Below are 13,206 nucleotides of genomic sequence, written 5' to 3'. Positions count from 1 at the left end.
GTGGTTTGAAGAGATTTTCGAAGAGTATTAAAATGGCAATTCCTCCTCTTCCAAGACCAAATCTGCCAAATCCTGTCCAGCGTTATTTTCACGCATAGCCCGTTGGGCGCGGCTTTCCAAAAGTTGGAATCCTGTGGCAAGGACTTCAGTCACATAGTTCACCTGGCCATTTTTCTCAAAGCGACGGGTACGAAGTTCTCCATCCACAGAGATAAGACTACCTTTAGTTGCGTAGCTTGCCAAGGTTTCAGCCAATTTCCCCCAAAGAACAAGATTGACAAAGTCAGCTTCACGTTCCCCGTTTTGGTCTTTGTAACGACGGTTCACAGCGATCGTTGCTCGCGCCACTGACTTGTCGTTGTTGGTTTTGTGCAATTCTGGTGTAGACGTCAAGCGCCCAATAAGAATAACTTTATTATACATATTTTCTTCCTCCTACTTATCTATTCGCAGGGAATCAAAAAAAGTTACAGAAATTTGTAACTTTTCGAAGAAATTTTTTATTTTTTATGCACCATGAAACCTGTCGCCTGTTGATTGGCCATAATGGTCATATCTGTAATCTGCACACGACGAGGCTGACTGGTCACATAGATCACTGTATCTGCAATATCCTGAGCTTGCAAGGCCTCAATTCCCTGATAGACGGTGGCAGCACGCTCTTTGTCACCGTGGAAACGTACCGCAGAAAAATCTGTTTCGACAATTCCTGGCTGAATAGTAGTTACCTTGATATCTGTTGCAATGGTATCAATTCGCAGGCCATCTGAAAAAGTCTTAACTGCTGCCTTGGTGGCTGAGTAAACAGCTGCCCCAGCATAGGCATAGATTCCTGCGGTTGACCCCATATTGATAATATGACCCTGATTGGCTTTTACCATTGCTGGTAAGAAACAGCGAGTGACTGCCATCAAACCCTTGACGTTGGTATCCAACATGGTCAGCATATCCAATTCTTCATAGTCTTGATAGGGAGCCAAGCCAAGAGCTAGTCCAGCGTTATTGACCAATATATCAATCTGCCCTATCGTTTCCAAAATATCGGAGCAGACAGTCTTGACCATGGTCATATCCGTGACATCCAGTGCAAAGGTCCAAACTGTTTGATTTGGAAATGTTTCTGCAAACTCTGACTTGAGGGTCTCTAGTCTATCTGTCCGTCGCCCTGTTAGAACGACATTCTCCCCCTGCTCCAGATAAGCACGCGCAATCGCTTCACCGATTCCTGAGGTCGCTCCTGTAATCACTACATTTTTCGCCATCTTATCCCCCTCTATCTGGTCTATCAAATACCGACAATTTCCTAGGCAGTCCAGTGTTTGGCTGGGTCAAATGGAGTTCCGACAACTTGGTCTTCTGATAATTCAATAACCCCACGTTTTTGCGGAGCATTTGGCAAATGCAATTCACGAGGGCTGCACATCATGCCAAAACTCTTTTCACCGCGAAGTTCGCCTGGGAAAATGAGATTGCCTTTTGGCATCATCGCTCCAGGAAGAGCTACAATGGTTTTCAACCCAACACGCGCATTGGGAGCCCCTGCAACGATTTGCACTGTCTTGTCACTTGCGACTGCAACTTGGCAGATGTTGAGGTGGTCACTATCTGGGTGAGCTACCATCTCGACAATTTCACCAACAACAAACTTAGGTTCCTTGTCATTGACAATTTCTTCTGTAAAGCCTTCCGCCTGCAATTCTTGGTTCAAACGAGCGACTTGCTCATCTGTCAAAAAAACTTGGCCGCGCTCTGCAATTTCAAATAAACTTGAAACTTCGAAAATATTCCAAGCTACTGTTTCTCCATTTTCTTTGAGGAAAACACGGGCTACCTTGCCTTTGCGCTCCACGTCTAGTTTGGCATCTCCGCTGTTTTTCACAATGATCATAAGGACATCGCCAACATGCTCTTTATTATATGTTAAAATCATTCTTTCCTTTTCTCCTATTTCAGTTCTGCTAAAAAGTCGTTAATTTGTTGCTTGCTTTTACGGTCGCGATTGACAAATCGGCCGATTTCCTTGTCCTTTTCTAGCACAACAAGGCTAGGAATCCCGTACACATCCCAGAGTTTGGCTAGATCCATGTACTGGTCACGGTCCACTCGAATAAAGGTGAACTCTGGATTTGTCTCCTCAATCTCTGGCAAGGCAGGATAGATATAACGACAATCGCCACACCAGTCCGCCACAAAAAGGAAGACCTTCTTGCCATCTTGCTCGACAAAACCTGCTAGCTCTTCTATATTACTGGGAATAATCATAAGGCTTCCTCCTCATAGACTAGGTCTTCATTTTCATAGACAAAGGTATAGTGACGACCATCCTCAAAAATGACTCCTCCGACCAGTCGCTCTAGGCTACTTTCGTAGACTTGAACATAGAGAGTCGCAATCTCACCCATATCTGAGAAAAGTTCGCGCACGATAGCGGTCAACTCTTCTTGAGTCTTCATGAGTTTGTGGTTATCTGCTGCTTTTTTAGCCCCTAAAGCAAGGGCACTTAGACCAGCCACAGTCAAGCCAGTCATCCATAATTTCTTAGCTTTCATACCATTCATTGTAACACAAAAAGGGCTCTAGGACAAATAGGGAAGCCGTATACGAGCAAGGAAAATCTCTTCCCTCAGTGAGTCTAATTCTTATTGCCAAGCGCCTGAGTTCCTGAATGAATTAAAAAACCTCTGAGATTCTTCTCAAAGGTTCGAATTTTGCTAATTGCTGTTCTCAACCGCTGCAGTAACAAAGGCAGTGTAGAGTTCTTCTGGGCGGTTTGGACGACTGGAAAGTTCAGGGTGATACTGACAAGCCACGAAGAATTTATTTTCAGGAATTTCCACGATTTCTACCAAACGATTGTCTGGAGAAACTCCTGAAAAGACAAATCCTGCTGCTTCAAACTGTTCGCGAAAGGCGTTGTTAAACTCATAACGGTGACGGTGACGGCGTTGCACTACTTCTTGATTATGGTAAGCAGCCGCAGCCTTAGAGCCACGTTTCAACTTAGACGGATAAAGTCCCAAACGAAGGGTTCCACCCATATCCTCAACATCAACCTGGTCACGCATAATATCAATGATAGGGTATTTTGTATCTGGTGCAAGTTCAGCAGAATTAGCACCTTCAAGACCCAAAACGTGACGAGCAAACTCGATACAAGTCAACTGCATTCCCAAGCAGACTCCCAACATTGGAACATCATTTTCACGCGCATAACGGATGGCTTGGATTTTCCCTTCCGTACCACGTTGACCGAAACCGCCTGGTACGATGATTCCGTCCGCATCAGACAAGAGTTCTGCCACATTCTCTGCTGTCACATTATTGGCGTTGATCCAATTAATCTTCACTTCTGCGTCGTTGGCATAACCAGAGTGTTTCAAAGCTTCAACCACTGAGATGTAGGCATCTTGCAACTCCACATACTTACCAACGAGGGAAATCTTAACTTGTTTTTTCAGGTTCATGACCTTGTCCACCATGGCTGACCACTCTGTCATATCCGCTGCTGGTGCGTCTAGTTTCAAATGGTCACAGACAATTTGGTCCATACCTTGTGCCTGCAAATTCAATGGAATTTGGTAAAGGTGTTCGACATCCAAAGACTCGATAACAGCTTCTGGTGCCACGTCACAGAACTGAGCTAGTTTATTTTTAATTCCTTGACCAGCTGGTTTTTCTGTACGAATGACCAACATATTTGGCTGGATTCCCAAACCGCGCAATTCTTTTACAGAATGTTGAGTTGGCTTGGTCTTCATCTCACCAGCAGCCTTTAGATAAGGAAGCAAGGTTGTGTGGATATACATAACATTATCTGCACCCACATCTGCCTTCATCTGACGAAGGGCCTCTAGGAATGGCAAGGACTCGATATCCCCAACGGTTCCACCAACCTCTGTGATAATGACATCAGAGTCTGTCGTTAGAGCGGCACGCTTGATTTTCTCTTTCAAAGCATCTGTGATATGAGGAATGACTTGAACAGTTGCCCCAAGGTATTCTCCACGACGTTCTTTACGAAGAACTTCACTGTAGATTTTACCAGTTGTCACGTTGGAATATTTGTTGAGATTAATATCGATGAAACGTTCATAGTGACCCAAGTCCAAATCTGTCTCAGCACCATCATCTGTCACAAAAACTTCTCCGTGCTGGTAAGGACTCATGGTTCCCGGATCGATATTGATATAAGGGTCAAACTTCTGAATAGTCACCTTTAGACCACGATTTTTCAAGAGACGGCCTAGACTTGCTGCGACAATCCCTTTCCCAATAGACGATACCACACCACCAGTTACAAAAATATATTTCGTAGACATAGATTCCTCTTTCTAAAATGCTCAAGGCCTTGTTAACTACGAGGGGAAATAGAAAACAAGACCCTTATGAATAACGACTTTTCAAGAAAACTTCCTGAAAAACAAAAATAGCTCCCTAGTAACTAGGGAGCCCCGGCCTCTAAAAGAGGTGCCCGAACAATATGATACCTTAAAGCAGATCATTTGTCAACCCGAATCAGTAAAACCTGAAAATAAGAAGATTACTTTCAGAAAACCAACTAAAGATCCGCATCCAAACGGATGACCTGCTCAAGCAACAAAAAAGGAGATCAGGCGATCTCCTCTGTGAAGTCTTTTACTCTTCTTCACTCGTTTCAGCGTCATCGTCAGAAAACTCGTCGTCTTCTTCGTTAAGATCCACGTCTTCACCCAAGTCATCTGGAGCGATTTCGTTGATTTCTGCATCGTAAGCTTCCACTTCATTTTTCTCATCATCTGGATTTTCATCATCGTATGAAAGAGCTGGATCTGCTTCGTATGCATCTTCGTCTTCTGGATCATCTGCATTGTAGTCAATGGCATCTGAATCACCGTCCATAAAGGCATTGACACGTTTTTTCTTAGCTTTTGGAGCTACTTCATCGTCGTCACTTTCTTCAAGAGCGATGATTTCTTCGTCGATTTCGTCTACGCCATACCATGAACGAAGCCCCCATTTGTTGTCTCCGAGAGAGATGAAGCTACCGTCAAAGTTCAACTCTGTGTAGAACAAAGGCAAAGCTTCGCGGATATCGCTGTTTGATGTTCCAAGGTAGTTTTGAATTTCATTTACAAGATCGCTAAAATGCATCTCATGATCGCGACCACGAAGTTCCAAGATAGCACGCGCTACCTCAATCATAGATAGTTCACTTTTTTCTTGCCCAGCAAATACTTCTAATTCCAAAGCGTTTCTCCTCATTTTTACTACTATCGCCAGAGCGAACAGACTCTGAACTCATTTTATCATGTACTCTTTATTGTACGATAATTTTGCGGAATAGTCAAAGGTTAAATTACAGGACTTTTTATTTCCTTGCTACCCCAGCCGATGGTGTCGTGAGGTGGGTTCTCGGTATCAATCCAGATGAATTCGATGCCGATGATATATGAAATTAATCTGCAATACTATACTTCTCAGGATGGTTCGAACTTACAGAATTTGTCATGTAGTAACCTGCTTTCTAGAAATTAGTTAGTTTTTAAAAATAGATTTGAGCAAATTTAGTATGCCTTTCTTGTTTTGATTTTTTTTATTTAGTATATCATAAAGTTCTGTTATCTTTTGTCTCGATTCTATTTGAAATGATTCAAATTTTTGATAATCAGTCACAGTATTTTGTTTATTAGAATAAAACTCCTCTGAATTTTCTATGAATTTGGTGAATCGATCGTAAAATTCTGTATCTAAAAATCTATATGGCGATGATTTCTTTCTAAGATTTTTCAAAACTGAAAGTAATCCATCAATTCCGGTTTCGTCTATTCTGTTAGAATCATGATTAAATCTCAGTTTGGCTTCGGCCTTAGGAATAGTTAATTTCATATAAGAAAAATATATATCTTGAAAAAGCTTTGATTCAGATTCTCTCTTTAACCTTCGATTTTCTAAATAAAATGTAGCTATTATGGCTATACAGGAGACAATAATCGCAACTATCGAAAGCCAGTCACTTAGCTTTACACCTTGACTGGGTATATTTGTCACATCTGTCATTAGTCAAAACTCTCCCAAAAACCTTTTTCCAATCCGGGAAATTCCGAATGTATTTTGAATTTCTCTTTCACTTTTTCCAATCCTAGTTTCTCTATTTCACTCGCCAATAATCCTTGTGGAAAAGAGGAGGCGAATGACCTAATTTGTGGAGGGAACTCTAAAATAACCTCACTTTCACCCTCAATGTTATTTGCTATCTGCTTATCATAGATTTCAACGCCAAACGGTCTCCCAGATAAACTAATCAACGATTTATCTTTAAAGTATAATTTAATATTTTTCATCAATGTACCTCCTCTAGGATAAAATTTAAATTATATGCAACTCCTGGTAAGAATACTTTACTTATCCCTAGAGTCATTGTTTCAGGAACGGATTGTAAAAAAGAATCCTTATTAAACCCTATAAATCCATCAGAGTCTTGTTTAAGTAGTTCTTTTTTGAAATTTAGTATTTCTTTGCCACTCATCATATAACAATAATCTTCATGAGTGAAATTTTGAATTGATTTAATTAAATCAGTCATACCTTTTCCGCCATTATTGTAATTTTCCAGTCTTCCTGAAATTTTATCTTGTATGGAAGCTAAATTCCAAAAATGTTCTTCGTTATAGCAATCATTGAAATAAGATTGGTGAGTATCATATGCGACTTTAATTTTTTGGTATCTAATACTTTTAGATAAGTCTGTATTTAGAATTTTATTCTTAACCTTATCACCAAAGTTTGTGTTTGAAAAATTAAGTACTGCAATATTTACAGCTCCAAACTTCTTTCCTTGTTTTTGGGAATGTGTGAAATCATGTGTGATATCAATATCTAATAGACAATCCCCTTCTCCATGTTCAGTAGCATTACCTACCAATTCTCCAATAGTGTTAGCAAGTTTTGTAACCATAATTTCATCATATTGTATCCGTCTAAAATTATCACTAAACTCAAATTGATTACTAAGGAATAAAATCAAGTCACTCGTAAGTTTTGAAAGATAAGAATTTGACTTAGGGGAAACCAATCTCCTATATTTTACTGTCCTTCTACTAATAAAATTGAATTCTTTTTTAAACGTATTTTCTCTACACTGTTTGTTTGGAGAGAAAATATTACTAAGTTCATTGAGAACCATAAGAGGCGAGTGTTCAATACCTTTCGTATCAATCGTTGAATCAGTAATAAGTTTTACAGTTACTGAATATCCTAAATTCAACATTTCATACACTAAACACTCTAAAACTATATAGCTTAACTTATCAGCAACAGTTACTTTCCCAATATTAAGGATTATAGGTAATTTTAACCGCGTAGTCCTTACTGTATTTAAAAAATCAATAATATTTTTAATAACTACGTCATTTAAAAAATTCGTTCTATTTATAAATTGAAAATATTTTTTTCCATTTTTAGTTAAGAGAATATTCGAGATTCTACGTGACCCTTGTATACCAAGTAATAGATTAATGTTATTCAATAGCTATCCCTCAACAACCAACTTCTTCATCTCATCAATACGAGCGACAGTCGCGTCGTATTTAGCTTGATAGTCGGCTTGTTTGTCGCGTTCTTTTTGGACGACTTCTGGTTTGGCGTTGGCTACGAAGCGTTCGTTAGAGAGCTTCTTGCCAACCATATCCAGTTCTTTTTGCCATTTAGCCAGTTCCTTGTCGAGACGAGCCAGTTCTTCTTCGACATTGAGGAGGTCTGCGAGCGGCAGGTAGATTTCTGCTCCTGTGATGACACTTGACATAGCGAGTTCAGGTGCAGGAATAGTTGATGCGATTTCCAAGTGTTCTGGATTTGTGAAGCGTTTGATGTAGTTAACATTGCTGTTAAAGAAGGCTTCCAAGTCGCTATCGCTTGTCTTAACTAGAATCGTGATTGGTTTACTTGGTGCTACGTTTACTTCCGCACGCGCATTACGAACGGCACGGATCAGGTCTTTGAGACTCTCTACACCAGTGTGGGCAGCAAGGTCATCAAAAGCTGGATTAACAGTTGGGTAAGCAGCTGTGACGATAGAACCTTCTGAGATTTGTCCAAAGATTTCCTCTGTCACGAATGGCATGATTGGGTGAAGGAGACGAAGTATCTTGTCCAAAGTGTAAAGGAGAACAGAACGTGTGATAACTTTCTCTTCTTCATTTTCGCTGTAAAGCACTTCCTTGGTCAGCTCCACATACCAGTCCGCAAACTCATCCCAGATGAAGTTGTAGAGGATGTGTCCGGCTACACCAAACTCAAACTTATCAAAGTTTTCAGTAACCTTGCCGATAGTTTCATTGAGGTTGTGGAGAATCCAGCGGTCTGTAACATTTCCAGCTTCCTTGTTGACAACTTTTTCGACATTGGCAGTTGCTTGCTCAAGGGTCAAGCCTTCATTGTTCATGAGGATGTAGCGAGAAATATTCCAGATCTTGTTAATAAAGTTCCATGAAGCATCCATTTTCTCGTAAGAGAAGCGCACGTCTTGCCCTGGTGCAGAACCGTTTGAAAGGAACCAACGAAGGCTATCTGTTCCGTACTTATCAATAACATCCATTGGATCAATCCCGTTACCGAGAGATTTCGACATCTTGCGTCCTTGCTCATCACGAATGAGACCATGAATCAAGGCATTTTTGAATGGCGACTTGCCAGTAAATTCCAAACCTTGGAAAATCATCCGAGACACCCAGAACGGAATAATATCATAACCAGTCACCAAAGTTGATGTTGGATAATAACGTTTGAAGTCTTCTGAGTCGACATCTGGCCAGCCCATGGTTGAGAATGGCCAAAGGGCCGAACTGAACCACGTATCCAAGACGTCTTCGTCTTGAGTCCATCCGTCACCTTCTGGATCTTCTTCGCCGACATATATTTCACCCTCAGCATTATACCAAGCAGGGATTTGGTGACCCCACCAGAGCTGACGAGAGATGACCCAGTCATGGACATTTTCCATCCATTGAAGGAAGGTATCGTTGAAACGAGGTGGGTAGAATTCTACCTTATCGTCTGTGTCTTGGTTGGCAATGGCATTCTTCGCCAATTGGTCCATCTTGACGAACCACTGCGTAGACAAGCGTGGCTCCACGACAACACCTGTACGCTCTGAGTGACCAACACTGTGGACACGTTTTTCGATTTTAACAAGGGCACCGATTTCTTCCAACTTAGCAACGACTGCCTTACGAGCTTCAAAACGGTCCATGCCAGCAAACTCAAAGGCCAAGTCATTCATAGTTCCATCGTCGTTCATGACGTTGACTTGTGGCAAGTTATGACGTTGACCAACCAAGAAGTCGTTTGGATCGTGGGCAGGCGTGATTTTCACGACACCAGTACCAAACTCAGGATCTGCATGCTCATCCCCAACGATTGGGATCAGTTTGTTAGCGATTGGAAGGATGACGTTTTTACCAATCAAGTCCTTGTAGCGTGGGTCTTCTGGATTGACCGCAACAGCAACGTCTCCAAACATAGTTTCAGGACGAGTAGTCGCAACTTCAAGGGCGCGTGAGCCATCTTCCAGCATGTAGTTCATGTGGTAGAAGGCACCTTCGACGTCCTTGTGAATCACCTCGATATCAGAAAGGGCTGTGCGAGCTGCTGGGTCCCAGTTAATGATAAACTCACCACGGTAGATCCAGCCTTTCTTGTAAAGGTCCACAAAGACCTTGCGAACAGCTTTTGACAAACCTTCGTCAAGAGTGAAACGCTCACGAGAGTAGTCTACAGAGAGCCCCATCTTGCCCCATTGTTCCTTGATAGTCGTCGCATATTCGTCTTTCCATTCCCAGACTTTATCTAGGAATTTTTCACGACCGAGGTCGTAACGGCTAATACCCTCACCACGCAAGCGCTCCTCAACCTTAGCTTGAGTCGCAATCCCCGCGTGGTCCATACCTGGAAGCCAAAGCGTATCAAAACCTTGCATCCGTTTTTGACGGATAATGATATCCTGCAAAGTCGTATCCCAAGCGTGACCAAGGTGGAGTTTCCCAGTTACGTTTGGTGGTGGAATCACGATAGAATAAGGCTTAGCCTTTTTATCGCCAGAAGGCTTGAAAACATCCGCATCAAGCCATTTTTGGTAACGACCAGCCTCAACCTCGGCTGGATTGTATTTAGGTGAAAGTTCTTTAGACATGTGTGTGTCCTTTCTAGTTAATTTCTAAGCTACTTTGATAAGCATCTAAAATATCAATAGTATCTCTTATAATAGGGCTCTGTGTGGCTTTGTAAAGAGATTTATCCCCAATAATATAAAACTCTTCTTTAGCCCTAGTCGCTGCAACGTTTAAAATATTGGGTTCAGAGACAGCCCAGCGAGCAGCTCCCTCACTCATATTATCTGCTCCAAGCACAAAATATACAATCTTATTTTCTTTTCCTTGGAAAGTATGTACCGTCCCTACATTTATAGGTTTTCCATTTTCCCGCTTTGTGAAACCGATTTTATCTAGTTCTTTTGCTAGTTGAACCGATACATTTTTAAAAGGAGTAATAACATAAATATCATCAAATTCCTCATGTCTTTTCTGCAACTCTTCTTTCAAATAATCAGCTTGCTCAGGAACAAATTTATCCTTAGCACCTCCACCAACGTCAAACCATTCTCCCAGACCTCGAGCCTCTTCCTTTCCTTGAACCATTAAATTATCATAAGAAATTTTATTGGAAATACTGAACATCGGATCACTAGAACGACGATGAACCCAGAGAGGAAGTCCTATCCATGTCCCATCTTGTTTTTTAAAACCATATCTACTAGCAGAATCCATCAATTCTTGCGTTGATGATACAAGATATCTAGAGGCTATCTTGTGGTGCTGTGCTAAAAATCCTAAAATATTTTTATCCATAGTCTGTACTGGTTGTATTTGAGAAGGATCTCCAACAGCCATAATACGTTTACTTCTAAAAATAGCCCCCACACTTGCTTGAGGTAATGCCTGACCAGCTTCATCAATAAATACATTACCGATACTATTTTCAGGCAAACACCGAAACATGGAATTAAAGCTTGCAAAAGTTGTACTAATAACTGGAACAGTGAAATTGACCCAATCCCACGCAGCTTTATATAAATCACTAGCATTATCTCTCATTGAATAGTTTTGAGGCTTCTCCCAAATCCATAATGCTTTTTCAAAATGCTTTTTATTGTCATATATAAATTGCTTCCTAACTGCCAGTGCTTTAATAAACAAACGACTCTGCTCTTCTCGATAGTCATCATCAAACCAAAAATTTGATACTTGTAGTTCTTCATATGGAACAGAAAAATTCAACTTTTTAACAGGGTATGTAGCAAGTTCCGATTGTAATTTCAAAATTTTTTCCTGATGACGAATTAATTTATATTCTTGTTTAGATTTCCATTCATTATACCTCTGTTGCCTTTGACTCAATTGATTTAATTCAAGTTCATGCATTTTTATCTCTTTTTGCAAACCGTGGCAATATTGACTTTCATCATGTACTTTCTTCAGTTCTGCTTTTAGACTTTCATTAGCTTGATTCAATCTCGTAAAATAAGTATCTAATTTCGATGGTGTGAAAAGTCTTTTTAACCATAAGAAACGTGGAGCTTGTAATTTTATCAACTCAACATCTTGTGCTGCTATCTGTTTGTTAACATTTAACATAGAAATAAGACGCTCATGCTCAAACAGCTCAGATTCTATTTCCTTTTTACTATTTTCTAATTGAATATGTTTATCCCGTATTTTAGATAGTTCTGAACGTCTTTGGGCATCATCCTGATGAAACTCTATCTCAACCTGCTGGTAAGCATTTTTCAATTTCACATGCAATCGAATCTTATCTGCTATATCTTGCATCTTTTCTCTTTTATCAAATAGCTTCTGATATTGAATTTTAAACTCTTCGTATACTGATGGATTCGATTGAAATTTATCCGAATTCAACTCTTGTCGTATTGCTTTTAAAACATTTTGCAGACGGTCTCTATTCTGTTTTTTTCCACCTTCTATCGAAAACAATCCCCAATATTTTTTGTCGTTAGAAACATCTTCATCTTCTAACAATAAATCATTACTGATTTCAGTAAAATAATCAATTTTCTTTAATTCATCTAACCAATTTAATTTCTGATAAATTTCTTTTCTTTGGGGTAATTCATTAACAATATTTTTAACAGCACCATTATTAGAACTTGCAACTACGATTCCTTTTTCTGCAATTTCTTTTGGTAATTTTGCAATAAGATAAGGGTTGTCATGACAAACTAGATTCCCTTTAAGTTCAGGAGTCGATAATTCACTAATAATCCTCGCCTGTTCCGTTACCAGATCTGCAAAAACATCTTTTAAAAGTGTCGTTTTACCAGTCCCCGGAGGACCATTGACACTTCTTATATCCTCATCCGCATTTGAAGCCAGATTTACAGCAACTTGTTGCATCATGGAAAGAGGATATTCAGGGTTACTAGGAAATCTTCCTAATGGATAATTTTTCGGTTCAAGTATAGTTTCTAAATCTTTGGGATTAAAATAGGATGATTCTTTATTGCCGTCCAAATTAACCCTTACAGAATCGAATCCTGATAAATAACGATTGAGATTTTCATTATAAATTGATTTTGCATATTTCAAATCCTTTAGAAAAAATGAATGTAAATTTATTTCATCAGCAAAATTCTTAACAAAATAATATCTGCAATCACTTGGTGAAATCTCATACTTTTTGAGAAGTTTACTAAAAACTTCGTTGAACTCTCCATCAAGAAACTCCTGACCTAATTGTTCTCGAAGCTCATTTTCTGCTATTAAGAAATCTTTAGGCAATTCCCCATTTTTGAAAATTTGCCCACTCATGGTTAAAAAAAACTTATCAGCTAAGAACTTCAAATCTTTATCAAAGTATAGAGCAAAAGTAAATTTATAAGAAGCTCTTCCCAATTCTTCCTCCGTCGCCTTTAAATTGTATTTGCCTCTTAACACTTCAATAATTTTTCGAAAAGGGAAAATTCCACAATAAACAGCAATCCCTGAACTGGATTTTAATTTTTGACGTTTAAAAAAATCTTTTAATATTGATTGATAATCATCACCTTGAAAAATCTTATACTTAGAATCACTTTTTTCAATATTCCCTTCTGATAATTGTTCTACTGTAATCCAAGCATCTAATATTTGATTATGACTACTTCTCATCATGTCTCCC

Annotated in this window: 12 protein-coding genes; all 12 read right to left on the bottom strand. The window is 39.6% G+C overall.

Annotation, left to right across the window (positions count from 1 at the left end; all coding sequences use genetic code 11):
- Positions 1-27: 27 nt before the first annotated feature.
- The 12 genes from HMPREF2853_RS05115 to HMPREF2853_RS05060 all read right to left on the bottom strand — a co-directional run bounded on the left by HMPREF2853_RS05115 (position 28) and on the right by HMPREF2853_RS05060 (position 13,196).
- Positions 28-423 (bottom strand): single-stranded DNA-binding protein, encoded by a 396-nt coding sequence (locus HMPREF2853_RS05115; RefSeq protein WP_070535148.1) that lies wholly within the window; start codon positions 421-423, stop codon positions 28-30.
- Between the two features lie 77 nt (positions 424-500).
- Positions 501-1,262, bottom strand: a complete 762-nt coding sequence (locus HMPREF2853_RS05110) for an SDR family NAD(P)-dependent oxidoreductase (protein WP_070535146.1) — start codon at positions 1,260-1,262, stop codon at positions 501-503.
- Between the two features lie 41 nt (positions 1,263-1,303).
- Positions 1,304-1,930, bottom strand: a complete 627-nt coding sequence (ytpR, locus tag HMPREF2853_RS05105; protein ID WP_070535144.1) for a YtpR family tRNA-binding protein — start codon at positions 1,928-1,930, stop codon at positions 1,304-1,306.
- Positions 1,931-1,944: 14 nt separating this feature from the next.
- Positions 1,945-2,262: a thioredoxin family protein gene (locus HMPREF2853_RS05100; RefSeq protein ID WP_000586556.1), complete on the bottom strand. Its 318-nt coding sequence runs from the start codon at positions 2,260-2,262 to the stop codon at positions 1,945-1,947.
- Entirely contained in the window at positions 2,259-2,558 is a 300-nt protein-coding gene (locus tag HMPREF2853_RS05095; protein WP_002879788.1) for a DUF4651 domain-containing protein, read from the bottom strand. Before HMPREF2853_RS05095 ends, HMPREF2853_RS05100 begins: the two co-directional genes overlap by 4 nt.
- A 153-nt stretch (positions 2,559-2,711) precedes the next feature.
- Positions 2,712-4,319, bottom strand: a complete 1,608-nt coding sequence (locus HMPREF2853_RS05090) for a CTP synthase (RefSeq protein ID WP_070535142.1) — start codon at positions 4,317-4,319, stop codon at positions 2,712-2,714.
- Positions 4,320-4,635: 316 nt separating this feature from the next.
- Positions 4,636-5,226, bottom strand: coding sequence for a DNA-directed RNA polymerase subunit delta (gene rpoE / locus HMPREF2853_RS05085; protein ID WP_000418415.1), 591 nt, complete (start codon positions 5,224-5,226; stop codon positions 4,636-4,638).
- A gap of 288 nt (positions 5,227-5,514) precedes the next feature.
- The gene (locus HMPREF2853_RS05080) at positions 5,515-6,036 is read right to left on the bottom strand and encodes a hypothetical protein (protein ID WP_000133072.1); all 522 of its coding nucleotides are present in this window, start codon (positions 6,034-6,036) and stop codon (positions 5,515-5,517) included.
- Positions 6,036-6,320: a DUF4325 domain-containing protein gene (locus HMPREF2853_RS05075; protein ID WP_000789635.1), complete on the bottom strand. Its 285-nt coding sequence runs from the start codon at positions 6,318-6,320 to the stop codon at positions 6,036-6,038. Before HMPREF2853_RS05075 ends, HMPREF2853_RS05080 begins: the two co-directional genes overlap by 1 nt.
- A complete protein-coding gene (locus HMPREF2853_RS05070) occupies positions 6,320-7,504 on the bottom strand; it encodes a hypothetical protein (protein ID WP_001059779.1) in 1,185 nt (394 codons plus the stop codon). Before HMPREF2853_RS05070 ends, HMPREF2853_RS05075 begins: the two co-directional genes overlap by 1 nt.
- 3 nt (positions 7,505-7,507) lie before the next feature.
- On the bottom strand, positions 7,508-10,165 hold the full coding sequence (locus HMPREF2853_RS05065) for a valine--tRNA ligase (protein WP_070535141.1): 2,658 nt from the start codon (positions 10,163-10,165) through the stop codon (positions 7,508-7,510).
- A 13-nt stretch (positions 10,166-10,178) separates the two neighbouring features.
- A complete protein-coding gene (locus tag HMPREF2853_RS05060; protein ID WP_070535139.1) occupies positions 10,179-13,196 on the bottom strand; it encodes a DEAD/DEAH box helicase in 3,018 nt (1,005 codons plus the stop codon).
- Positions 13,197-13,206 lie beyond the last annotated feature (10 nt).

This window comes from Streptococcus sp. HMSC077F03, assembly GCF_001812375.1.
Taxonomy (GTDB): domain Bacteria; phylum Bacillota; class Bacilli; order Lactobacillales; family Streptococcaceae; genus Streptococcus; species Streptococcus oralis_S.
This window is presented reverse-complemented; position numbering and strand designations above follow the sequence as displayed.